Source organism: Paeniglutamicibacter sulfureus (genome assembly GCF_030512175.1).
Taxonomy (GTDB): domain Bacteria; phylum Actinomycetota; class Actinomycetes; order Actinomycetales; family Micrococcaceae; genus Paeniglutamicibacter; species Paeniglutamicibacter sulfureus.
In genome coordinates, this window is the sequence record NZ_JAULBL010000002.1 from 99,689 (window position 1) to 122,838 (window position 23,150).

The following is a 23,150-nucleotide window of genomic DNA, read 5'->3' on the forward strand; positions in this document are numbered from 1 at the left end:
TCGTTCAAATCAGCGCGCCCGGCAGGAGCTTTTCTTCATGGCGGATGTCCGGCCGCCACTGCTTCAACGAGTAGGCCGAAGGCACCTGCTGGGGGCAACGGCCACGTGCGTCCTCTCGACCACCGGTTGTGGGCCTGCGGCGCGGGGCCGACTCACCACCCAACCTCGAAGGTCGCCCCGAACGGCCACGGTGTCATTGACGCGGACCGGTATCCCTTCAGGGCTGCTCGCTGTCCAAGAGACAGGGGAAGAGCTCATGGACACCGCCGCGGTCCCGGCATGGATCACCACTGCTGTTGAAGGCCTGGGCTAGGGGACCCGCCCCGTAGCCATTGCGGCGCCGGAGGCTTCGTTCTACCTGAGGTAGGAGAAGACTCCCATCATGCCGCGTTCGGCGTGGAAGGCGTTGTGGCAATGGGTGAGCCATTGTCCGGGGTTATCGGCGTCGAACTGGACCGTGACCGTTTCCTTGGGCAGGACAATGACTGTGTCCTTGCGCGCCCCGGTTTCCCCAATCTGGAAGGTGTGGCCGTGGATATGCATCGGGTGCCACATCTCGGTGTCGTTGACGAACTTCACCTCCACCCGTTCACCGGCCTGGATGTCAAAGGCCTTCTCGAAGGGTTTGGTCATGTCGAATCGGTGGCCGTTGATACCCCAGTCATAGTTCGCCATCCCGCCGGTCAGCCGCAGCTCATGGACCCGGTCCGGCGCCTTGGCAGCCAGCCGCACGGCCGGGTCCGCGGTGAGCTGGCCACCGTGGACAACCTTGCCCGTCAAGGACTTCGGGAGGTCCACTCTCGCCGGGACGTCACCGGTGCCGGTGGAGAGAAGTCCGTAGGCCATTTGGGCTTTGCCCTCGGCCAACGCCACTACGGGGGTGTAGCCGGCACCGACGGTCAAAAGCGCATCGATGCGTTCGCCCATGCCCAGGACGATGGCATCAGCATCGGTGTGCTCGACGGGGAAGCCGTCGGTGTGGGTCACTGTGAGTTGCTGGTTCGGGACCCCGATCCGGTAGGCGGTGTCGCCGGCGGCATTGATGATGCGCAGCCGGATGCGGTCACCCGGTTCCGCCTTGAAGGTCTCCGGCTTTTCGGCGCTGGCGCCGTTGAAGAGATGCAGCGGGTAGGCAACGTCGCCGGCGTCCCCGCCCAGGAAATCACTGGTGGCACCCATGAGCATGTGGCCCATAACCATCGGACCATTGTCGCCGCCGTGGCCCATGGCGCCCATGTCTCCCATGCCCTTGGACAGTTCCTTGATGACGTCGTCAGGGGTCCCGGTGACGCCGTCGAGCCAGTCATCCAGGACGATCACCCACTCCTTGTCGTACGTCAACGGTTCCTGCGGGTCGTCGATGATCAAGGCACCATAGAGTGCCCGTTCGCGCTGCATCTCCACGTGCGAGTGGTACCAATAGGTGCCCGGGTGCGGCAACTTGAAATCGTAGAGGTATTCGGTGCCGGCATCTACAGGTTCCTGGGTAAGGCCCGGCACGCCGTCGGCATCATTGCGCATGGCGAGCCCATGCCAGTGGATGCTGGTGGATTCGGTGAGTTTGTTGGCGACGGTGACGGTGAGCTGGTCACCGACCGAGCCCCGCAGGGTCGGTGCGACGAGGGAACCGTTGTATCCCCACGTGGTGATGTCCGTCCCTGCCCGGGTGGTGGACAAAGGCCCTGCGGTGAGGGTTTGGCTGACGGTCTTTCCGGTGCTGGCCCGCTGGGCTTCGGCTGCGGAGATGAGCGGGTCCGTGGGCAGGATGCGAGAGACCCCCGCGGGGGCGGTCGGAGTGGGCGCGCATGCGGCCAAGGCCGCCACGGCGGTCGTCGCCACGGAAAGGCCCAGGAAGGAGCGCCGGTTCAATTGATAGGTCATGAGTGAATCCTTCAAGAATATATGTTCAGACGAGGAACGAACGGGGAGATATGGCAGCGACCGAGCGCTGAAGCACAGGGATATCCTCCGGGCACAGCAAAGAGGCATGCGGGATTAAGCCCGGTCGTACCCGGCGGGGAAGAAGGGGTGCGGTGGTGGTTCCGAAACATCTCGGAACCACCACCGCAAAAGGCAGGAGCGAGGGTCGCTAGAGGGTGGCGAGAAGGTCCTTCATGTCCTTGATCTCGGCTTCCTGGGAGGAAACGATGTCCTTAGCCAGGGCCCCGGCGTCCGCGTTCTGGCCGCCGGTGACCTCGGTCTGGGCCATCTTCACGGCCCCTTCGTGATGGGCGATCATTTGGGTCAGGAACAGCTTGGTGGCCTCGGCGCCCTGGGCGGACTTGAGCTTGTCCAGGTCGGCGTCGGTCATCATGCCGTCCATGCCGTGGTCTCCGGCCATGGCGGTCGGTTCGGACCACCCGGTGAGCCAATCGGTCATTTTTTGGATTTCGGGGGCCTGCGCGGCCTTGATGTCCTGGGCCAGTTTCTCGATCTGGGGGTCCAGGTCCGACTTTTCTAGCATAATGTCGCTCATCTCCACCGCTTGGACGTGGTGGGGAATCATCATTTGGGCGAACATCGTGTCAGCGGCATTGTGCTGCGCGTTGGTGGCGGGTGTTTGGCTGCCGGAGGTGGCGGTGGGGCTTTGGTCCATGCCTTCCATCTCATTGCCGGACCCGGCACCGCATCCGGTCAAGGCGATCGCGGCGGCCAGGGCGGTGGTTGTGAGGGCTGCAAATTTCTTCAAGGGGATCATTCCTTCGCTAAAAAGTTTCTCGCGGTAAACGGCACCCCGTGGGGCACCCGGTTGAGGGACCTGTCACCGAGGTGGCAGGTAACATCATCGGTTTACGTTCGAAGGATCGAGAGTTCGGCCAACGAGGGAGGATCGGGAATTCGGCCCCCCGATTTGGGTCCCGGGGCGCTGGTGAATGCCGTTACCGTGGGTGTCCAAGCGAGTATCCGCGGCGGAGGAAGGTTCGGCAGCTCTGGTCCGAAAGCGGGAACGCACATTTCGTGGCTGCCCATGCTGTGGCCGTCGGAGGGGAATCCGTCACAGCCCATCGGCATCCCCTGGGGTGCAGACAGGAGCGCGTCGGCAACCAGATGGGTCGCCGGGAGAATGTCAGTGGATGCCGCGTGGTTCGGCTCCATGGCTTGCACGGTGGGAGATGTTGCCGCGGCCCGGCTGGGCATCGATGCCGACTCCATGGCCGTTACTTGGATCCCGCCGAGGACATGCATGCCCAGGAGGCCGGCGACAATGGCAAGCACCATGGCCACCAAGCCGAGCGTGGACAGGAAGGAACCCCTGGCAGACGGGGCTGGGGTCGTGCGCACGGCGGGGTCCTTCCTGTGGATGTCCGGAGGTGGTGGGTTAGTTGTGTATCTTACGGGTGCAGGCTGGGTGAATCCTCGGATTCCGGTATCAGCGGGCGTCGGCGGGGTTGAGCCTGAGCCGGCGCAGCAATTGGGCGTTCAGTGCGACCACGATGGTGGACAGGGACATCAGCACCGCGCCGGCTGCAGGGGAGAGTACGATGCCGGCGAAAGCGAACACCCCGGCGGCCAAGGGTACGGAAATGATGTTGTAGCCGGTGGCCCACACTAGGTTCTGCCACATTTTCCGGTAGCTGGCATGGGAGAGATCCACCATGGACAACACGGCCCTGGGGTCGTTGCCGGCCAACACCACCCCGGCCGATTCCATGGCAACGTCCGTGCCGGCCCCGATCGCGATCCCGACCTCGGCACGGGCCAGGGCCGGGGCGTCGTTGACGCCGTCACCGACCATGGCCACCTTGAGCCCGCGGCCCTGCAGTTCGGCAACCTTCTGGTCCTTGTCCTGGGGCAGGACCTCGGCAAAAACCTCATCAATGTGCAGTTCGGTGGCCACGGCCTGGGCCACCTGACGTGCATCCCCGGTGATCATGGCGACCTTGATGCCGCGGTCCTGCAGGGCCTGGACGGCTTGGCGGGATTCGTCCCGGACCTCGTCTTCCAGGGCGACGGCCCCGATCACGACTCCGTCGCGAATCACGTGCAACACCGAGGCGCCCCGCTCCTTCCAACCTCTTGTTGCCATCGCGATGCGCTCGGGCTCGGTCAGGTTCAGTTCCGCCAACAGGGCGGGCCCGCCCACGGCGAGGGCCGTGCCGCCAACGGTTGCCTGGACCCCGCGGCCGGTCATGGAACGGAAATCCGTGGCCGTCAGCACGGGTGCACCCGCGAGTTGGGCGGCGTTGACGATGGCGCGAGCCACGGGGTGTTCGCTGTCGGACTCGACGGCGGCGGCGAGGGCCAACAGGTCATCGGTCAACAGGCCATCGATCGTCTCGACATCGGTGAGTGCCGGTTCGCCCTTGGTCAGGGTGCCGGTCTTGTCGAACAAGACCACATCGATGGTGCGCATCCGTTCCAGGGCCATGCGGTTCTTGATCAGCACGCCCGCCCGGGCGGCCCGCTCCGTGGAGATGGCAATCACCAGCGGGATGGCCAGCCCCAGGGCATGCGGGCAGGCAATGACCAGGACCGTCACGGTGCGAGTCACCGCATCCGGGATACTGCCCAGCAGCGACCAGACAATGAAGGTGATGGCTCCGGCGCCGGCGGCAAAGTAAAACAGGAACGCAGCGGCCCGGTCTGCCAGCGCCTGGGCCCGGGAGGTGGATGACTGGGCCTCGGCCACCAGTCGCTGGATCCCTGCCAGTGCGGTGTCGTCCCCGACGGCTGAGACCTTCAAGCGCAGGGAGCTGTCGGTGGCAACGGTCCCTGCCACCACGGGGTCCCCGACGGTGCGGGGGACGGTTTTTGACTCCCCGGTGATCATCGACTCATCCACCTCGGCGGAACCCTCGGTGATCACGCCGTCGGCAGGCATCCGCGCGCCCGAGCGCACCAGGACGACATCCCCGGCCACCAGTTCGGTGAGGCTGATGGTTTCCGTGCCGCCGTCGATGACCCGCTCTGCCTCATCGGGGAGCAGTGCCGCCAGCGCGTCCAGGGCGCCGCGGGCCGAACCCAATGCCCGCATTTCGATCCAGTGCCCCAGCAGCATGATGGCCACCAGCAAGGCCAGTTCCCACCAGAAATCCAGGTCGAAACCGCCCAAGCCCAGGCTTGTCACCCAAGAGGCGGTGAACGCCACGGTGATGGCCATGGAAATCAGCAGCATCATGCCCGGTTGCCGGGCCTTGATTTCCTGCCATCCGCCCCGGAGGAACGGTTGGCCCCCATAGAAGAAGATGACGGTGCCCAAGATCGGGGCAATCCATGGTGCGCCGGAGAATTGCGGCGGGACGTATCCCAGCAGGTGCCCGACCATGGGGCTGAAGTACACCACCGGAACCGACAGTGCCAAGGTCAACCAGAACCGGTTCTTGAACATGGCGGTGCTGTGCCCGGCATGCTGGCCCTGGGTGTGGACCGCATGGTCATCATGATCCATCTCCCCGTGACCCATGGCCGCGTGATCCATGCCCGGCACCGAATCCTGACGCACGTGCCCGGGGTTGCGCTCTTCCATCATTCTCCTTCGTTGTGTACTGAACGGCCTCGGCGGCTGGACTGCCGACGACTGACATGCGAGGCTTCACTGACAACACCCCAAATATACCCCCACGGGGTATGTTTGTTCAAGTGATGATCGACCCGGAGGTCTTGGCTTTTGGCCATAGCCCGGTGCCGTAGAACATCGCTTGGCCGGGGCCCTGCGTTGCCACCCCAATCTTCTACGGCAGGGAAAGTTGGTAGGTGTGGATGGGTGTCCCGTCCTTGGAATGGCGTTCCCCAACGCATGTCCAGCCCAGTTTCTTATAGAACTCCCCTGCCCCTGCTGCCCCTGCCGTGGTGACAAGCTCGGCCAGGGCTGCCCGGTCCGCCACGGCACGGTTGAGGAATTCCTCGACGAGAAGCTTTCCGATGCCCCCGCCCCGCAGGGTGGGCAGGACCACGAGCGAGGTGATCACGGCCGTTGCCGGCCGGGGGTTGGCCCCGGCAATCGGGCCGTTCGTGCGCCTCAGGATGCGGCGCAGGTACGGTCGGGCCCGGGTGCGCAGGAAGTGGAGAAGTACCCGTGGCCTGATGGAAAGTGCCATCAGTCCAGAGAGCAGGAGACCCCACTTGTGGTTGTTGAGAACATCTGCGACGTGGCGGATTTGGTTGGTTGATCCGATCAGGAAGCCGACTTGCTGCTGCTGGGCATCGCTCGTGACACCGACAAGTGCGACCCCATGATGTTGGGTGAGAAAGGTTTTCATCCAACGCCGGACGAAGCGTTTTCCCAGGCGTGGGAACAGCCCGTCGGGCAGATACCGGATCACGTCGGAAGCCATCAAACGCAAGTCTTCTTCCGTGGCTTCCCTGATGACCACGACGGAGCGTGTGCTGGGAAATTTCGGAGGTTTCTGGCTCATGGGGTTTCCTCGGTGAAGGTGGTGCCGTCATAGGTGTACTTGACTAGGCCACGTTCCATGGCCATCCAGACGGAAATGTTTCCATCCGCGGTTCGGGTGGCGCCCATGGTAGATGGCTGGCCCACTTCGGCTTTGGTTGAGGCCCACGAAAGGCCGGCATCGTCGCTGAGATACACGCTTCCCTCGGGTGTTACGCCCACGACGGTCATCGGATCAGCAAATGCGGCCGTGAGCAGCCTCGGTCCCCCATCCGGAGTCTCCCAGGTATCTCCACTGTCAACGGATCGCCATACTCCGTCCTCGGTGGTGGCCAGAACGACGGTATTTTCGGGGCTTCCCACCAACGCATACGGGGAAGGTGACATCGGTCCGGCGTCCGACCATTCCTTGCCGTCCACCGTCGAGCGAAGAATCCCGTCGAATCCAACAATTTGGTCGCTGGTCACGGTCATGGCATGAAAATCGGATGACCCCTGCAAGGAGACCGGTATCCACGATTCCCCGCCATCGGTCGATTTCATCAGGCCCAGGGGATTGGGCAGATCAATACCTGGACCGGGATGCCCGGAAGCATAGAAGGTCCCGGTCGATGAGGCAGCGAATCCCATCAGGTCGATGGTGGGGCCGATTTTCCTTGGAACGGTCTCGGTGGCGTCGAAGAGGCCGTTATGGGTAGCGAGCAGGACCCGTTGTGTTGTTTCTTCAATGCTGATGGCATGGATATGGCCAAACGGATTGGCCGGTGGCTGTTCGTCTGCATTCGAATTTGGGGTTGCACCGCACGCGGCAAGTCCCAGGGTGGCGAGTAAGGCAATTGCCGTAGCGGGCCAGATGTGGGACTGGCGAAAAATACGAGTGGGGAAAGACATGGTTCTCCATAAATAACATCGATAAAAGGGAGCAAGCCTGCATGTGTGAAGGCTGGGGTCCCAAGGGGCACCCAGTTGGTGCATGATTGCAGCTGCCGTCGACGAACACCGTCTTTCGGCAGGCCGAGGCTACTGGGTGAGCGCTTCGTGGATTCGGGAAGCGCCTGAAATCTAAGTCATGATGCCACGCTTGACGCCGCGTAGACCAGGGATCATGGACTCCGGCATGGCACCATCGGCGGTCCCCCGGGGTGGCATCAAACCCGTTCTTCGTGCCCACGGACACCGGTCCCTGAACGAACCTGTGGTGTTTTTGCGAGATCGGCACGGTCCATGCCGGCCCACCCTCGAGGGGACAGTCTCTTCTCCTTGAAGGTGGCGTCTTGCCGGCAATAGAGGCATGCTCCCTCGCGGGAGGATCGTATCCTCAGCGTGGGCTAGGCCTATCCCCTTTTTACGTGCGGCTGATCGAAAGCTGAACCAGCGACGGGGTTACACGCGAACGGATTCGGGGGAGCCAAAGAGCGGGCGGGGCGGCTAGCCCCCTCCCGGGGACAGGTTGAAACGCCCAGGTGAGAAGGTGTGAGAACAATCCGCCCAAGGATAGAGCAAGGACACACATGCCGATCAGGGTCGATTCCATACCGCTCAAGGAGCTCCCAGCAAGGGAAGCCTGGGTATCTTCGACCGGAATGTGATGCGCTACCACTGGCCATGCGGTCGTGGGTTGGGAATAACCTGTTCCGTTGTCCTGCTCGTTGACCGCGACACTGGAACCATGAGCGGCATTGGGTACCTGATGGTCCACGCCGAGAACGTGCATGCCGAGCAGGCCCAAAGCCAGCGCAACCAGAATGAAAGCAGGTTGAAACGCCAGAGCCAAGAATGCTCGGCATTTCATCACGGAGTACTCACTTCCCTGAAATTCTTATCGAACCGGCCCTAGTGCCACAACGTGCTTCCGGTTCCACGATAGTTGTCGAGTGCGGGATAGGGGCTGCAGCGACTACGATCGGCACCACCATGCCCGGCAAAAGATTGCTTATACTAAACTCTCAAACATTTTACAATAGCTCGTGCGAAAAACGGCAAACGTGCGGGGCGCTGGACGAATGCTGCTGCCCGTGCCGGAAACATTCCGGGGGGCATGTTCGCCCCGCCGTTACTGTTTTTGCAGCCCCACCGCCGAACCAAACGCCATGAGTTCCCGTTACAACCGGGAAAGGGCTAAATAATCACCTCTTCCGCCACGGGGACAACGGTCTGGCGGTGCCATGAACGGGTCCTGTCGACGTCATCGTTGCGGTTCCCGGTGGGGGTCATCGCCATCATCTTGGTTTAGGTTGTTGAACAAGGATTTGAGATACTTGGGCCATGTCGATTGCTACCGTTCACCTGCTGCGTCATGGCGGAGTGCATAACCCGGACAGGGTCCTCTGTGGTCGAACGCCGAAGTTCCACCTTTCCGATCTAGGCCATCAAAGGGCCGTTCGGACGGCAGATTTCTGCACCGGAGAGCATGAGCCGGACGCCACAACACCCACGTGGTCTCGTCCCAGCTTGTACGGGTTCGGAAAACGGCGAAGCCCGCCTTTAGTGCCCCGCTCCTGGACCTTGTCACGGATGAGCGAATCACCGAGGCGGCGAACCGTTCCGAGGGCTTGTCCCTGTTCCAGGACCGACTGAGGGTCCTACGTCGCAAACCCATTTCGTCCATCCTGGGGGGAACCCTACCGGGACCAGATTGAACGAATGATGGCCACCGGCTGCCCATCTGAGTGACACGCCGCTCCGGCGAAGGCAAGACCCTGTGGCACAACCCGCGGAAACGCGAATGCACTCTCACCTCCGTGACTAGCCTGGACTTTGAAGATGAAAGTCCGGTCGCAGTCCGCTATACCTAACCCGGCGTGGGCCTTTTGTCCAACGCTGCGAACATCCCTGGAGCTTGAGATCATGACCGATCCCATCTCGTCCCAAGCACAGCGCTTGGGACGACGTACTTTCTTGCGTGCCGCACTACTTGGAGCTGCCGTGCTGCCGCTAACGGCCTGCATCGGCGAAGAAGACCCCCTGGCCAAGCAGGCCCGCGAAGGAAACAACAAGAACTACATTGCCGGCGACGGGTCAGTCCAGGAATACGGTCCGGAATCCCGCACGGCACCGGTCGAGATCAATGCGGTGGCCTATGACGGAACCACGATTGACTCGGCCGAGTGGGCCGGGCAGGCAACGGTCCTGAACTTTTGGTACGCCGCATGCGCACCGTGCCGCATCGAGGCGCCGCACCTGGTTGAACTCAGCAAGGAGTTCGAAGGCCAGGTCGGATTCGTTGGCATCAACGTGCGTGACGAAAAGGAAGCGGCCGAGGCCTTCGAGCGCACCTTCGGCATCAAATACCCCTCCATCCAGGACACCCAGGGCGCCATCCAGTTGGCCATGACCAAGTACGTCCCGCTCAAGGCCGTGCCCACCACCTTGGTGCTGGACAAGCAGGGACGGGTCTCCGCGCGGATCCTGGGCGTCGCTGAAAAAGCTACGCTCAAGGCACTAATCACCACGGCTCTCACCGAGTCGTTGTGATCAGCCCCGTACTGGCCGGAGCCCTCATGCTGCCGGCCCAAGGAAACCCGTTTGCCGAGATCGTCCAGGACGGATCGCTGCTACTTGCAGTGCCCGTGGCCATCCTGGCCGGACTCGTGTCCTTCCTGTCCCCATGCGTGCTGCCCTTGGTGCCCGGCTACCTCGGATACGTCACAGGCCTCTCCGGCGCCGACCTCGCCGAGCAAAAACGCGGCCGCATGGCCGCCGGCATCGGGCTGTTCATCCTCGGCTTCACCGCGGTCTTCATGCTGGCCGGAGTCGTCTTCTCACAAATCGCCGGCTGGATGATCTACAAGGGATCGTGGGTCACCCAAGTGCTGGGCCTGGTCGTGATTTTCTTGGGCGTGGTGTTCATGGGCGGATTCTCCTTCATGCAACGCGAAGCCAAGATCCACCGCAAACCCCCCGCCGGACTGTGGGGTGCACCGGTATTGGGTGTCACTTTCGGACTCGGATGGGCACCCTGCATCGGGCCGACGCTTGCCGCCGTTCTGATCATGAGCAGTGGCCCCGACGCCAACGTTGCCAAGGGCGCCCTGCTGACCTTTTTCTACTGCATTGGCCTTGGACTGCCGTTCCTCTGCATCGCCCTGGCGATCCGCCGCGGCATGGGTGCCATGCAATTCTTCCGCCGGCACCAGCTGGCGATCATGCGCTTCGGCGGCGGCATGTTGATCCTGCTGGGAATCCTGATGGCCACCGGCCTGTGGGGCTTTTGGGTCACGCAATTGCAGGATTGGTTCACCAATGAGGTCAGGTTGCCCATCTAATGGCAAAAAAAGATTCCAAAAAAGACATTGCGGTCCCGGCCTTGGGCTTCGGGGGCATGCTCCGCTGGACTTGGACCCAGCTCACCAGCATGCGCACCGCGCTCTTCCTGCTGCTGCTCCTGGCCGTGGCGGCGGTGCCCGGTTCGCTTTTCCCCCAGCGCTCGGTCAACCCGGAGCAGGTGACCACCTACCTGACCAACAAGCCGACCGCCGGCGAATGGCTCGACCGCTTCCAGCTCTTCGACGTCTACTCCTCCGTCTGGTTCTCGGCCATCTACCTGTTGCTGTTCATCTCGCTGATCGGCTGCATCCTGCCCCGGGTCAAGAAGCACGCGCAGGCGCTGCGTACGCCGCCGCCACGCACGCCCTCACGGTTGAACCGCCTCCCGCAAAACGGCACGATCCAGATCCAGCCGGCCTCCGAGTCTGGTCTCAGCGACGGGGAAATTGTCGAGCGGGCTGCGAAGCTCCTGAAAAAGCGCGGTTACCGTTCCGAGGCCCGCACCGAGGGTGCCAGCCCGTCGGTGGGTGCGGAACGCGGGTACACCCGAGAAATCGGCAACCTGCTGTTCCACATTTCCTTGGTGGGACTCCTGGCATCGGTGGGAATCGGCGGCGCCTTCGGCTACAACGGACAGCGACTCCTGGTGGAGGGCGACACCTTCGTGAACTCCCTGGTGTCCTACGACGCGTTCACTCCCGGGACCTGGTTCCAGGAAGACTCCCTGGACCCGTATTCGGTCAAGCTCGAGAAATTTAACGTCACCTTCGACCGCGAATCCACCACGCACTTCGGCCAGCCCATCGACTTCACCGCCGAGGTGGAGACCCGCCGCAACCCGAATGCCGAACCCGAAAAGGAAACGATTCGGGTCAACCACCCCCTGCGCATCGATGGCGCCGACATGTACCTGGTCGGCAACGGGTACACACCGGTGGTCACCGTGCGAGACGGCGACGGAAACATTGCCTTCAGCGGTCCCGTGGTCTCGGTGCCGCAGGATGGCATGTACACCTCACTCATGGTCATCAAGGTCCCCGACGCCAAGCCCGAGCAGCTGGGGTTCCAGGGATTCCTGCTGCCCACCGCCATGACCGACGAGACGGGGTTCTCCATTTCCGGGGACCCGAACGCGATCAACCCGCAGCTCCAGCTGAATTCCTACTATGGGGACCTGGGTCTGGATGACGGCACGCCGCAAAACGTCTACGTGCTGGAAACCGATGAGCTCACGGAGCTCAACAGCAGAGAGCTTGAGGCCGGCGGCATCGTGCTTGGCGCCGGGCAAACCTACGAATTGCCCGACGGCAAGGGCAGCATTTCCTTTGACGGACTCAAGCGCTTCATCGGCGTGGACATCGCCTACGACCCGAGCAAGCGCCCCGTCGCGGTCTTTGCTGCCCTTTCGCTGCTGGGTCTGGGCATCTCGCTCTTTACCCCGCGCCGCCGGGCCTGGGTGAGAATCAAGACCTCCGTTGACGGCTCGGGCCGTGAAGAGCGCGTCATCGAATACGGATTGCTGGCCCGTGGCGAAGACCACGGACTTGAAGCCGAAGCCAAGGAGCTGCGCAAGCTCCTTGAACAGCAGTGGCCCGCCGTTCAGCGAGCCGGAGTCTAGGAAAACGAATGGAAAACGACATGCCCACGATCAACGTGGCCTTGGGGCAGTACAGCGACCTGTTCATGTTGCTGGCAGCAATCGTCTATGCGGCAGCCTTCGTGGCCTTCGCGTGGGACCTTGCCAAGTCCAGCAAGCTCATCCGGGAGATCGACGCCGCAACGCTCGCCTCGGAAAAGAAGGTCCTCGTGGCTTCCGGTTCAGCAGGGGCTCCCCCGTCCACCGATTCAGTGGACGAACTGGTCAATGACTCGATGGACTACACCATGACCTCCGGAAGGCGCATGGCAGCGAAGGTCGCCGTCTCCCTGACCTGGCTCGGCGTGCTCATGCAGGGGTTCGCGGTGGCCGGCCGCTCCATTGCCGCGCACCGGGTGCCGTGGGGGAACATGTACGAGTTCCTTTCCACTGGCTCGTTCCTGGTGGCCCTCGTCTTCGTGCTCGTGCTGCTGAGGAAGGACCTGCGCTTCATGGGCACCTTCGTCATCGGCCTGGTCACCGTCATGCTCTGTGGCGCGACCATGGGCTTCCCGACTCCCGTGGCGCACCTGGTGCCCGCGCTGCAGAGCTACTGGTTGATCATCCACGTCTCCATCGCGGTGCTGGCCTCCGCCCTGTTCACCATCACCTTCGCGATGAACGTGCTCCAACTGGTCCAGCACACGCGCATGGATGCCCTGGCCGCCGGAAGGAAGGACAAGATGCCGTTCATGCGCCTGGTCCCCGGCGCGGCGCCCTTGGAAAACTTCGCCTACCGCATCAACGCGGTTGCCTTTGTGATGTGGACCTTCACCTTGATAGCCGGTGCCATTTGGGCCGAGGCCGCCTGGGGCCGCTACTGGGGCTGGGACACCAAGGAAGTCTGGACCTTCGTGATCTGGGTCGTCTATGCAGGCTACCTGCACGCCCGGGCGACGGGCGGCTGGACCGGGGCACGCTCGGCGTGGTTGAGCATCATCGGCTACCTCTGCCTCGTCTTCAACTTCACCGTCGTGAACCTCTACTTCAACGGCCTGCACTCCTACGCCGGAGTCTAAACCATCGTCCGCGGGAATCATGGCGGGCCTGACCGCCTGCGAAGGCGTGCACACACGCGGGGGGCGCGGCCGTGGAGTTTCCCTAGGCGTTTACGTAGCCGATGATGTTCGCGACAACGGCGAGGGCCAGCACCACCGCGGCATCCGTGCACCAAAACCCGACACGCAAGAGGTTGGCCCGCTCCCTGGCAACAGGGCGTCTGTTCTGGGCCGCAACGGATTGCGCATTCGCGCCAGTAGGAGGCGATCAGACCGATGCCAGGTCAGCCATTGCGACGAATCCGGACATGGTCAATGCTCAGGGTCGCCGGGAACTGGGTGCTTTCGTCAGGGTCTCCCGGGTACTCGCCCCCGACGGCGAGGTTCATCACCAGATACATCGGCTCGTCCGGCACCTGCTTACCGTCCAGTCGCCATGCCCGCCTTCCGTCGAGGACGAAATCCAGCCTGCCCGGGGACCAATCCAGGCCGATGGTGTGCCAGCCGTCGGCCAGGGAAGCGCCTTGCGGCAGGAGGTAATCCTTTCCGATGGATGGGGCCGACCTGTCCTTGGGATGCAGGTGCATCCGCAGGCGGCCAGGATCCTCGCCGGTGACTTCCAGCATGTCTATTTCGGGCCGGGAGTCCTGGCTGGCGGGAAGCAGCCAGATGGCGGGCCACAGGCCGCGGCCTGCAGGAAGGCGAAACCGGACTTCCACCGTCCCATACGTGAACGCCAGCTTGGGTGCCATATTGTAGAGCGGCGGACCGGTGGTCACCATGCCCGAAGCGAAGGCATAGCTTCTGCCGTCGGATGCGGATATCGCACTGCGCGCGGCGGTCAGGTGAAGCGCCCCTTCGGAGACCTTGACCTGTTGCGGAAGATACCATTCAAGTTCGTTGTTGGTCGCAATGGTGCAGCCGTCGTCCTGCCACCAATGGCACGTATTCCAGAGGGCGGTATCCAGCGTATCGCCGTTGAACCCTTCGTCCAGTAGGATCCCATCCTGGGAAGCCGCGCCAGGGCGGGTTTCCAGGATGGGATCCTGGGAAGAACATCCTGCCAACAGCAGCCCCAGCCCGATGCATCCGGCCATGGCCCCAACACGGAATTCGTTCCTCCTGCGCATTTCCCGATGCTAGCCGCAGCGATCGCGCCCAGCAATGTGTGTGCGTTGCTACCGGCCATGCATTCCTTGCAAGCTCACAGGTTTTTGCCAACGAGTCCGCGCGTGCAGAGACCCGTTACCAGGTTGGGTCTCCATCGATCAGAACACCGAACATTCCGGCCTTCGGGATACCCCGGACATGACTTTGCGGGGACTCATGGACGATCGGTATCTGACCGGCATGGGAACTCCTGCAGCTTCCGCCCCCACCGAACCCTTTCCGACGCGATAAGGGTTCGGTGGGGGTTTGCGGAGGGGAATCTACCGTCGTGTCGGCTTTCCTGCGACTAATTGTCAAAAGTGGCGTTTTGATCGCCGGCGTGATGCCAAGAACCAGCCATTTGAAAAATCCTGGTAAAAGAAACGGGGCCCCCGATCGATCCTTACAGATCGATCGGGGGCCCCGGAACGCTTGTGCTTAGCCCTTGAGGGTGTAGTACCCGTAGAGGGGGTTGCGCGTGACATCGTGGAGCAGGGTGTCCGTCGTCGGGTTCTGGGCACCGATCATCTTGCCGCCGCCGAGGTAGATGCCGACGTGTCCGCCACCGTTCTGGAAGACCAGGTCGCCCGGCTTCGGGGAGCTGGTGCGCACGAACTGGCCCGAAGCGCGGATGGCCGAGGTGCCGCGGGCGATGTTGATGCCGTGCTGTGCGTAGACGTACTTGACGAAGCCGGAGCAGTCCCAGCCCGAGGGGGTGTTGCCGCCCCAGACGTAGGGAACGCCCCCATACTTGGCCGCAGTTGCCGCGATGCCGGAGAGGTTGGCGGTGTTCATCGAGTCGCTCTTGACCTTGGGGGCCTCGACGGCCTTAGGGGCGGAATCGCGGTTCGAGCGGGTCATCGGAGAGCTGGCGTCCGAGGCGCTGCTCGAACGGGTCACCGGAGCGGTGGACTTCGAGTTTGTGCTGGCACGGGTCACCGGAGCGGTGTCGTTGGAGCGCGGGGTAGCTTCCTCGGCCACGGCGACGACGACCGGGGCGGGTGCCGGCTTGGAGGTGAACGCTGCGCGCTCGATGTTCAAGTCCTTGGACGCCGAGACCGAAACGGCCTTGACGGCTACGCGCTCCGGGCTAAGCCCTTCAACGGGAACGGCGCTTGCTTCGCGGGAAACATCACCCTGGGCCGGAACGCCCAAAGTGAGGACGAGGCCGGATGCGGCGGCAACGACTGCTGCCTGGCGGCCAACGGATCCAGCGTTCGAGGCAACGGCCTTCGAGATGGATTCGAGGGGGTTGTTCCGAACCGGGGTCGCGCGGTGGCGGCCCAATGCTTGACGTGTAGTCACGTAGTAATGCCTCTCCTGATGCCTGCGAGGTGAGCTGTCGGGTTCGAGTGGGAGTCACTCGGCAATCCGGCCGCCAGGCCGAACCACTTAACCCCAAGGCTTCCTGTGTGGAAACCGAATGTGGGTCCCCCGCCACTGCCAAACGAGTAATTGAACGGACACCGTGGGCTGGCAGTGCTCGGCACTTCCCGCGGCGGTGAACAGGGTGGATCCCGGGTCACTTAACTAGAATATATGAAGCTAATCCACAAGTCACGTTTTGGTCACGGAACGGTGACAATTACCGTTATAACCAAGCCTCGGGGTTTACCCACTTGCCGTTGACGATGACCTCAAGGTGGACGTGGCAGCCGGTCGAGTTGCCCGTGGTGCCGACAAGCGCGACAACTTCTCCGCGCTTGACCTTCTGGCCTACCGACACCTTCAGTGCCGAATTGTGGTTGTAGCTGGTCTCCAGCCCGTTGCCATGGTCGATCTGCACGCGGTTGCCGGAGTGGCCGGCAAACTCGGACTGCACGACCGTGCCGGCGGCGCTGGCCTTCACGGGGGTCCCGCAAGCGGCGCCGTAATCCAGCCCGTTGTGGTTCATGAAACCCGGGCCGGTCGGATTCTTCCGGAACCCGAAACGCGAAGTCAATCGCACGGTGTCCAACGGTTGGGCCAGGACCCCGCCGCTTTCGACTTTGGTGACGTCGCCGCCGGAAGCGGTCACGACCGTTGCCAGCTTGTCTTCCTCGGTGAACTCGCTGGTCAACGAGGCCCGCTCGATCTTGACCTCGTCGTCGACCGGGGCCTTGACATCTGCGACAGCAGTCTGGGCGACACGCTTGGTATCCGAGGCAACTTCGTCGACATCCTGCCCCGGGGTGATGGCAGCGAATGCCAGGCCGGAAACGGCTGCGACGGCCGCGATCATGTGCGCATACCCAAGTCGTGGGCGTTGCGTCCGGGGCTCGAACTTCAGGACATTGTCCAGTTCGTCGACCTCGGCCGGGGCGACAAGGGGTGCTGCGGGCGCAGCCAGGGCGACGGGAATTTCGGTGGCGGCAATTGCTTCCGCGTCCGGGGATGCGCCATAGCGCAGGCCCGCTACGAAGCGGCGGCCGATGTACTGCACGCTGTCAGGGGTCTCGACGAAATCCGGGACCGCGCTCAGGGCGCGTCGACCGGAACGTCGGGTAGTGCTTTCACTACTCAGTGCGGTGTCCACGATCTGCTCTAGTGAACCTTCAGCAGGCGTAGCATCAACGGGGCCGGAAGCACGGCGGCGCCCGGGAGTGTGCTGCTGAGTCAAATGTCTACCTCTCATGTATCGCCTGCGAAGTTAGCTGTCGGATTCGAGTCATGAGATCAACTCGGCTGAGCCTACATAGTGGACTCAGCTTCACCCCAAGATCCGTGGTCCAAGACCAGGAACTGTTGAATGGGTCCTCCGCCCCCACCGGGAATTCTTGCTCCGCGATCCGCCGGTAGGGTTATGCGAGCCGGATCGGGACGGATTTGCGTAAGTGAAACCCAACGTGTAACTCTACCGGGGTATATGCCAAAGTTATAATTCCGTTATCAGTCCATGCGGCGGACAAACGCGTGGTCTCGGTCTTCGGGCGAAAGTGAGGCCATGGGTTTCATTCGCGCGGCGAGCTTGCCTATGGCTGGTTCCGTCCTGCCCCCTTTCCGCGTGTTCATGTGTCAGAACACGTCCAATCCCTCCTTGGTCCTGCATGTATGGCAGCAACGGATCGCCGAAGTGATAGGTGATAGGTGATAGGGCAGGGAAATGCCGAGATAGCGGTTGTGAGGTTCATCCGTTTCAAGGGCAGCTCCTGGAAGAAGTCCTCATCTGCGCAGACGACGGCGTTTGCCACTTGAATTGTCGATGCTGGTCTACGCTTCCCTTTGGTGCGGACCATGACATCTGCCCATACAAGAACCAACATGACGGTAAAAGGATCAGCCAGGACGGATGCTTCGACTGTAAACGACGCTCTGATAAGCTCTTTCTAGGCGACTGCAGGTTTTTTGAACGGAGCTTGCAGTCGCTGTACCGGTGAGACCTAAATCCTCTGGCCGGTGCACGCCGTGGGACTCGATATTAATCGGGTCCCACATGCGTTTAACCCCCACCACATCCTGCAATGGGACAGCGTGCGTGGGTGAGTGCCGCTACTCGAAGCTGGAGGAGCGAGCCCTCTTACTTGCGCCCGAAGCTGCGCAGGCGCAGCGAGTTGGCGACCACCAGCACGGAGCTGGCTGCCATCGCTGCCCCGGCGATCATCGGATTCAGGAACCCCAGTGCCGCGATCGGTATGCCGGCGGTGTTGTATGCGAACGCCCAGAACAGGTTGACCTTGATGGTTCCCAGGGTCTTGCGGGACAGCTCGATGGACTGGGCGACCTGGGTCAGGTCGTTGCCCATGATGGTCAAATCCGCAGCTTCGATGGCGACATCGGTGCCCGATCCCATGGCGATGCCCAGGTCGGCCTGGGCCAGTGCCGGTGCGTCGTTGACGCCGTCGCCGACCATTGCGACAACCTGCCCGCGTTCCTGGAGCTCGCGCACGGCGTGGGCCTTGCCGTCGGGGAAGACGTCGGCGAAGACGTCGTCCTCGGCGATTCCGACCTGTGCGGCAACCAGCTTGGCCACCGCGGCGTTGTCGCCGGTGAGCAGCACCGGGCGCAGGCCCAGTTCCTTGAGCTTGGCAATGGCGGTGGCGGAGGATTCCTTGATGGTGTCGGTCAGGTTCACCAGTCCGGCGAGGGACCCGTCGACGCCAACCATGATGGAGGTGGCTCCGGCCTGCTGCGCTGCAGCAAGGGCGGCACGGTGCTCGTCGGTCAGTTCGATGCCGTTTTCCTTCAACCAGCTTTCCCGGCCCGCCACCACCACGCGGGTGCCGATGGTGGCGCGGACGCCGCCGCCTGGTGCGGAATTGAATCCGCGGCTCTCTTGCAACGGTGCCTTGGCGCGGGCCGCGGCGACGATGGCGTGGGCGATCGGGTGTTCGGAGCCGGACTCGGCGGCCCCGGCCAGGGCCAGCAGCTCAGGCTCGTCGAATCCGGCGGCCGGGGTGGTGGAGGTGACTGTGAGGTTGCCCTCGGTGATGGTTCCGGTCTTGTCCAGCAGCACGGTGTCGATCTTGCGGGTGTCCTCCAGGACCTGCGGTCCGCGGATCAGGATTCCCAGCTGGGCCCCGCGACCGGTGCCCACCAGCAGCCCGATCGGGGTGGCCAGACCGAGGGCACAAGGGCAGGCGATGACCAGCACCGCGACGGAAGCGACGAATGCGGAGTGCACGTCTCCGGTGAACACCAGCCAGAGGACGAAGGTGAGCACCGCGATGACCAGCACGATCGGCACGAACACGGCGGAGATGCGGTCGGCAAGCCGGGCGATGGGCGCCTTGCCCGTCTGCGCCTCGGAGACCAGCCGGCCCATCTGGGCCAAGGTGGTGTCCGCCCCGACTCGGGTGGCGCGCACCAGCAAGGTCCCGGAGGTGTTGATGGTGGCGCCGGTGACGGTGTCGTCGGGGCCCACCTCGACGGGCACCGATTCGCCGGTGACCAGTGCAGTGTTGATGGCCGAGTGGCCGGTGACGACGAAACCGTCGGTGGCGATCTTTTCCCCGGGCCGGATGACGAACTCGTCGCCGGGAACCAGCTCGGAGGCCGCGATCTTGGTTTCCACCCCGTTGCGCAGCACCGTGGCTTCCTTGGCGCCCAGGTCCAGCAGGGACTTGAGGGCGTCGCCGGCGCGCGACTTGGCGCGGGCCTCGAGCCAGCGACCCAGCAACAGGAACGTGGCCACAACGCCGGCAGTCTCGAAGTAGAGCAGGTGCTCGCTCATGGCCATGCCGGTGTGGGCGGTCATCATGGGGTCGATGAGCAGCTGCCAGAGGGAGAAGAAGTAGGCGGCCAATACGCCGACGGACACCAGGGTGTCCATCGTGGAGGCGAGGTGGCGGGCGTTGATCGCCGCGGCGCGGTGGAATGGCCAAGCGGACCAGAAGGTCACGGGCGTTGCCAGGACAAGTGCGACCCAGCCCCAGTGGGGGAACTGTGCCGGCGGGATCATGGAGATGATGAACAGCGGCACGGTGAAGATCGCGGCGACGATCAGGCGCTTTTTCAGGTCGCTGCCGGCCGACTCGGCGGCGTGGTTGGTGCCGCGGATCTTGGGTGGTTCCGTTGTCCGGGCCGGCGCTTCGGTCTGCGCGGTGGTTGCCGCGGTGGCGTATTGGTCGACCTTGAGGTTTGCCTGGTAGCCGGCGGACTGTACGGTGGCGATGAGTTGTTCGTCGCTGATGTTTTCGGGGACCGTGATGCGTGCCGATTCCAGCGGCAGGTTCACGAGGGCCTCGACACCTTCGATCTTGCCGAGTTTTCGCTCGACCCGGCCCACGCAGGATGCGCATGTCATGCCCTGGATATCCAGTTCGACGATGCGTTGGTTGGTGGGGAACGTGATGTCGTTGCTCATGATTCCATTTCTTGTCTCGGCCGCAACGGGCGGGAGGGTCCGGATGTCAGGACCGGCCCCCGCCCCTGGGGTGAGTGGGGAGATGCCTAGGCGCTTGCGGAGACGAGCGTGTAGCCGGCCTCCGTCACTGCGGCTTCGAGAACAGAGTTTTCGACGGCTGAGTTGGTGGTGACGGTCGCGGTGGAGGTTCCTCCGGCAGCCAGAATGATCTCGACATTGCTGACCCCGGGGACCTCGTTGAGTTCCTCGGTGACGGAGGAGACGCAGTGGCCGCAGGTCATGCCGTCGATCTTCAGGGTGATGTTGTTCTGGTTCATGGTTTCCTCGGAGGGTTTGGTAGTGATGGTGAGGCCTTCGTTTGAGTTGCTTCCGCAGCCGCAGCCGCCGCAACCGCAGCTTGATTCGTTGCTCATGGGTTCTCCTTGTGGGGTGTTGGAAACGCGTGTGGCGGTTAGCGCAGCAGGCGGCCAATGGCCGTGGTGACCTCGGAAACCTTCTCGTCCACGTGGGACCGGTCCCCAGTTTGGATGCTCTGCTCCGCGGCATTCACAACGCAATGGGAAACGTGCTCTTCTAACAGGCCGAGACTGACCTTGTGCAGGGCCGCATTGATGGCCGAGATCTGCGCGAGGATGTCGATGCAGTACTTGTCCTCGTTCACCATGCGGCTGACCCCGCGAACCTGGCCTTCGATGCGGCTGAGTCGCTTCGTCAAGGCATCCTTGTGGGCCGTGTATCCGTGCCCGACGTGCTCGTCGACCGGAAGTGCAGTGTTTTCCATATCCCAAATGATACCCCCTATGGGTATATTGTCAAGTACCCCCAAGGGGTATGCTTGTCACGGCTTAGACTGATTCTCGGCCAGAAGGCCAGCGGTGCAGCGGTTGGTGCTAAGCGTGTGATCGCGGTCCCGGACTACGGGTCATTTGGTGCCAGGGTCCTCTGCACTCCGCTGGGGCATCAGTGATCACTGGCTTTTGACGGATCAGGCGTTCGGGCCGAGGTGGCGGTAGAGCGTCGCGCGGCTCCACCCGACCAAACGTGCCGCGTCTTCCGCGGTGCGTCCCTTCAACCGGGCGTCCTTAACGATCGCGAGCTTGTCGGCGATCACCTTCGGGTCCGAGAGCGGCCGGCCGAATCGGGTGCCGGTTTGCCGGGCGGCGGCGATCCCGGCGTTGACCCGCTCCTGTTTAGGCGGAGCTTTCGGTAGCGCATGTGGAACGAACCGGTAGCAAAAATGTAAGTATCCGGTAGCGCTTCGGGGGATTCAGAGTCAGGATTGCTTTCACCCACGGCAACAGGTCGTGGACAGTGAAAGGAAACCGACCGTAGTGGCTGATTACAAACAAATCATGGCCCTGCTGGTGCAGGGCAATTCGTATCGGCAGGTCCAAGCGCGAGCCGGTTGCTCGCATCGAACGATCTCCAAGGCCCGCCAGGTCCTTGACGACCAGAAACTGACCACCCTTGATCAGGTCGGTGCGCTTAGCGATGAGGACCTTGACCGGCTTTTCAGCGATGGCCGCAAGAACGTGTCCAGCGAGTTCGTTCCCGTCAACATCGATGCCGTGGTGAAGGCCCGGATCGGCCGGAAAAAGCCACCGTTAAAGGTCATGTGGGCCCGCTACCTGGACACCCCGCACACGGGCTCCGCCCGGTTTTACGGGTATGAACGGTTCTGCCAGATCGTTGCCGAGCACGTGAAGGCCAACGACCTGACCAGCCCGCTTACGCACGAACCCGGACGCACGATGCAGGTCGACTGGGCCGGGACCAAGATGCAGCTGACCGACCCCATCACCCGGGAAACCACGAAGGTCTCGGTCTTCGTGGCGTCGTTGCCGTATTCGGGCATGATCTTCGCGTACGGGTCCCTGGACGAGAAGCTTCCAGCGTGGTGCCAGATGCACCGCAGGGCCTTTGAATATTTTCAAGGCGTGACCCAACTGGTCATTCCCGACAATGCCTCGACCGCCTCGAACCAGATCAGCCGCTATGAAAAGGCCCGGGACGTGAACCAGTCCTATGAGGCTTTCCTGGAGTATTACCAGAGCGCGGCAGTCCCGACCGGATCCTACAAGCCGCAAGAGAAAGGCCACGTCGAGGCCGGGGTGAAGATCGTGACGAACTGGATCATCCACTATCTTGCCGACCGGCGCTTCACGACCCTGGATGAGCTCAATGAGGCCGTGGCCGAACAGATGGACATGATCAACGAACGGACGCCCTTCCGCGGTGAGCCCCGCTCCCGGCGTGAGTGGTTCGAGGAAGCCGAGCGCCCCGAGTTGATCGGCCTCCCGGATGAGCCGTGGCGGGAAGTTCAGTGGCGCAAGGCGAAGGTCTCGCGGGACTGGCACGTGCAGGTCGACACGATCAAATACTCGGTTCCGCACCAGCACGCCGGGCAGACCCTGGACGTGCGGGTGGTCGGTGAGCAGGTCACGATCCTTGCCGGCGGGGCAGTGATCGCTTCGCACCAGCGTGGGGCGCGGCGTCATTCCTACGTCACCGACGCCGACCATGCGCCGCACGGGTATGAGGACACCTCACTGCTATGGACCCGGGCCTATTTCATCCGGCAAGCGACCAAGGTCGGCCCCTACACGGTCCAGGCTTTGACCCGGTTGCTGGAGCGGAAGAAGATCGAAGCCCAGGGCTACCGGTCGTGCTTGAACATCCTCGAGCTGGGGAAAGGCAACAACCGCAGCCTGTTGGAACAGGCCTGCCACGACCTCTGCGTGCACGACGCGAGGAACCCGATCAGCTATACCGCGGTCAAGCATCGCATCGCCGTCCTGCGTGCGGACCATGCCGGGCGTCCTGCAACTCTCGCTCCTGGCCCGGGGCCGTCCGCTGCGACGGGGAGAACGGTGGGCGTCCGGGATACCAGCCGTGCCCACCTGGACGGGATCTCGCAGTTCAGTCTCGAGGCGCTGACCAACGCAAGCCTGACCGAGCCGACGACGGGGGAAGGCCGTGCTTGAC

17 protein-coding genes, 1 pseudogene and 2 riboswitches are annotated in these 23,150 nt (G+C 63.0%); of the genes and pseudogenes, 5 read left to right on the forward strand and 13 right to left on the reverse strand.

The genetic code is table 11. From position 1 onward, the window contains the following. Positions 1–354: 354 nt before the first annotated feature. The 6 genes from Q2T94_RS07130 to Q2T94_RS07155 all read right to left on the reverse strand — a co-directional run bounded on the left by Q2T94_RS07130 (position 355) and on the right by Q2T94_RS07155 (position 7,225). On the reverse strand, positions 355–1,881 hold the full coding sequence (locus Q2T94_RS07130; RefSeq protein ID WP_302263453.1) for a multicopper oxidase family protein: 1,527 nt from the start codon (positions 1,879–1,881) through the stop codon (positions 355–357). A gap of 208 nt (positions 1,882–2,089) precedes the next feature. Further along, entirely contained in the window at positions 2,090–2,698 is a 609-nt protein-coding gene (locus Q2T94_RS07135) for a DUF305 domain-containing protein (protein WP_302263454.1), read from the reverse strand. A 92-nt stretch (positions 2,699–2,790) separates the two neighbouring features. After that, the gene (locus Q2T94_RS07140; protein WP_302263455.1) at positions 2,791–3,282 is read right to left on the reverse strand and encodes a DUF6153 family protein; all 492 of its coding nucleotides are present in this window, start codon (positions 3,280–3,282) and stop codon (positions 2,791–2,793) included. An 88-nt stretch (positions 3,283–3,370) separates the two neighbouring features. Then, positions 3,371–5,419: a copper-translocating P-type ATPase gene (locus tag Q2T94_RS07145; RefSeq protein WP_302266372.1), complete on the reverse strand. Its 2,049-nt coding sequence runs from the start codon at positions 5,417–5,419 to the stop codon at positions 3,371–3,373. A gap of 253 nt (positions 5,420–5,672) precedes the next feature. Further along, positions 5,673–6,356 carry a GNAT family N-acetyltransferase gene (locus tag Q2T94_RS07150; RefSeq protein ID WP_302263456.1) on the reverse strand — a complete coding sequence of 228 codons (684 nt, stop codon included), beginning with the start codon at positions 6,354–6,356 and terminating at the stop codon, positions 5,673–5,675. Beyond that, a complete protein-coding gene (locus Q2T94_RS07155; protein WP_302263457.1) occupies positions 6,353–7,225 on the reverse strand; it encodes a F510_1955 family glycosylhydrolase in 873 nt (290 codons plus the stop codon). The genes Q2T94_RS07150 and Q2T94_RS07155 overlap by 4 nt, the downstream gene beginning before the upstream one ends. Positions 7,226–9,181: 1,956 nt before the next feature. On the opposite strand from Q2T94_RS07155, the gene Q2T94_RS07165 reads away from it, so the two are divergent. From Q2T94_RS07165 to ccsB, 4 genes are read left to right on the forward strand one after another with little or no spacing between them, the layout of a single operon-like run. Next, entirely contained in the window at positions 9,182–9,808 is a 627-nt protein-coding gene (locus Q2T94_RS07165) for a TlpA family protein disulfide reductase (protein WP_302263458.1), read from the forward strand. A 26-nt stretch (positions 9,809–9,834) separates the two neighbouring features. After that, positions 9,835–10,599 carry a cytochrome c biogenesis CcdA family protein gene (locus Q2T94_RS07170; protein WP_302266374.1) on the forward strand — a complete coding sequence of 255 codons (765 nt, stop codon included), beginning with the start codon at positions 9,835–9,837 and terminating at the stop codon, positions 10,597–10,599. Beyond that, the gene (resB, locus tag Q2T94_RS07175; RefSeq protein ID WP_302263459.1) at positions 10,599–12,218 is read left to right on the forward strand and encodes a cytochrome c biogenesis protein ResB; all 1,620 of its coding nucleotides are present in this window, start codon (positions 10,599–10,601) and stop codon (positions 12,216–12,218) included. The genes Q2T94_RS07170 and resB overlap by 1 nt, the downstream gene beginning before the upstream one ends. A gap of 20 nt (positions 12,219–12,238) precedes the next feature. Then, complete coding sequence (gene ccsB, locus Q2T94_RS07180; RefSeq protein WP_302266375.1) at positions 12,239–13,255, forward strand: c-type cytochrome biogenesis protein CcsB; 1,017 nt, start codon at positions 12,239–12,241, stop codon at positions 13,253–13,255. 263 nt (positions 13,256–13,518) lie between these two features. Here ccsB and Q2T94_RS07185 read toward each other — a convergent pair whose 3' ends face one another. The 7 genes and pseudogenes from Q2T94_RS07185 to Q2T94_RS07215 form a co-directional block, all read right to left on the reverse strand. Further along, positions 13,519–14,331: a glycoside hydrolase family 16 protein gene (locus Q2T94_RS07185; RefSeq protein ID WP_302263460.1), complete on the reverse strand. Its 813-nt coding sequence runs from the start codon at positions 14,329–14,331 to the stop codon at positions 13,519–13,521. Positions 14,332–14,821: 490 nt separating this feature from the next. Beyond that, entirely contained in the window at positions 14,822–15,688 is an 867-nt protein-coding gene (locus tag Q2T94_RS07190) for a C40 family peptidase (RefSeq protein WP_302263461.1), read from the reverse strand. 5 nt (positions 15,689–15,693) lie between these two features. Beyond that, positions 15,694–15,847: riboswitch (cyclic di-AMP (ydaO/yuaA leader) on the reverse strand. Between the two features lie 127 nt (positions 15,848–15,974). Further along, on the reverse strand, positions 15,975–16,898 hold the full coding sequence (locus Q2T94_RS07195) for a M23 family metallopeptidase (protein ID WP_302263462.1): 924 nt from the start codon (positions 16,896–16,898) through the stop codon (positions 15,975–15,977). Between the two features lie 87 nt (positions 16,899–16,985). Further along, positions 16,986–17,159: riboswitch (cyclic di-AMP (ydaO/yuaA leader) on the reverse strand. A gap of 720 nt (positions 17,160–17,879) precedes the next feature. Next, on the reverse strand, positions 17,880–20,165 hold the full coding sequence (locus Q2T94_RS07200; protein ID WP_302263463.1) for a heavy metal translocating P-type ATPase: 2,286 nt from the start codon (positions 20,163–20,165) through the stop codon (positions 17,880–17,882). A gap of 86 nt (positions 20,166–20,251) precedes the next feature. Beyond that, a complete protein-coding gene (locus Q2T94_RS07205) occupies positions 20,252–20,578 on the reverse strand; it encodes a heavy-metal-associated domain-containing protein (RefSeq protein WP_367281529.1) in 327 nt (108 codons plus the stop codon). 38 nt (positions 20,579–20,616) lie between these two features. After that, entirely contained in the window at positions 20,617–20,946 is a 330-nt protein-coding gene (locus Q2T94_RS07210; RefSeq protein ID WP_302263464.1) for a metal-sensitive transcriptional regulator, read from the reverse strand. 204 nt (positions 20,947–21,150) lie between these two features. Beyond that, a pseudogene (locus tag Q2T94_RS07215) lies at positions 21,151–21,351 on the reverse strand (recombinase family protein); the annotation flags it as partial. Positions 21,352–21,496: 145 nt separating this feature from the next. Here Q2T94_RS07215 and istA point away from each other — a divergent pair. After that, a complete protein-coding gene (gene istA, locus Q2T94_RS07220; RefSeq protein ID WP_302262615.1) occupies positions 21,497–23,149 on the forward strand; it encodes an IS21 family transposase in 1,653 nt (550 codons plus the stop codon). Position 23,150: the final 1 nt, after the last annotated feature.

What these genes read in the sequence shown, in the direction of transcription:
- Q2T94_RS07130 (WP_302263453.1), bottom strand. Translation starts at nt 1,881, where the DNA reads ATGACCTATCAATTGAACCGGCGCTCCTTCCTGGGCCTTTCCGTGGCG.
- Q2T94_RS07135 (WP_302263454.1), bottom strand. Translation starts at nt 2,698, where the DNA reads ATGATCCCCTTGAAGAAATTTGCAGCCCTCACAACCACCGCCCTGGCC.
- Q2T94_RS07145 (WP_302266372.1), bottom strand. Translation starts at nt 5,419, where the DNA reads ATGGATCACGCGGCCATGGGTCACGGGGAGATGGATCATGATGACCAT.
- Q2T94_RS07150 (WP_302263456.1), bottom strand. Translation starts at nt 6,356, where the DNA reads ATGAGCCAGAAACCTCCGAAATTTCCCAGCACACGCTCCGTCGTGGTC.
- Q2T94_RS07155 (WP_302263457.1), bottom strand. Translation starts at nt 7,225, where the DNA reads ATGTCTTTCCCCACTCGTATTTTTCGCCAGTCCCACATCTGGCCCGCT.
- Q2T94_RS07165 (WP_302263458.1), top strand. Translation starts at nt 9,182, where the DNA reads ATGACCGATCCCATCTCGTCCCAAGCACAGCGCTTGGGACGACGTACT.
- Q2T94_RS07170 (WP_302266374.1), top strand. Translation starts at nt 9,835, where the DNA reads ATGCTGCCGGCCCAAGGAAACCCGTTTGCCGAGATCGTCCAGGACGGA.
- resB (WP_302263459.1), top strand. Translation starts at nt 10,599, where the DNA reads ATGGCAAAAAAAGATTCCAAAAAAGACATTGCGGTCCCGGCCTTGGGC.
- ccsB (WP_302266375.1), top strand. Translation starts at nt 12,239, where the DNA reads ATGCCCACGATCAACGTGGCCTTGGGGCAGTACAGCGACCTGTTCATG.
- Q2T94_RS07185 (WP_302263460.1), bottom strand. Translation starts at nt 14,331, where the DNA reads ATGGCCGGATGCATCGGGCTGGGGCTGCTGTTGGCAGGATGTTCTTCC.
- Q2T94_RS07200 (WP_302263463.1), bottom strand. Translation starts at nt 20,165, where the DNA reads ATGAGCAACGACATCACGTTCCCCACCAACCAACGCATCGTCGAACTG.
- Q2T94_RS07205 (WP_367281529.1), bottom strand. Translation starts at nt 20,578, where the DNA reads ATGAGCAACGAATCAAGCTGCGGTTGCGGCGGCTGCGGCTGCGGAAGC.
- Q2T94_RS07210 (WP_302263464.1), bottom strand. Translation starts at nt 20,946, where the DNA reads ATGGAAAACACTGCACTTCCGGTCGACGAGCACGTCGGGCACGGATAC.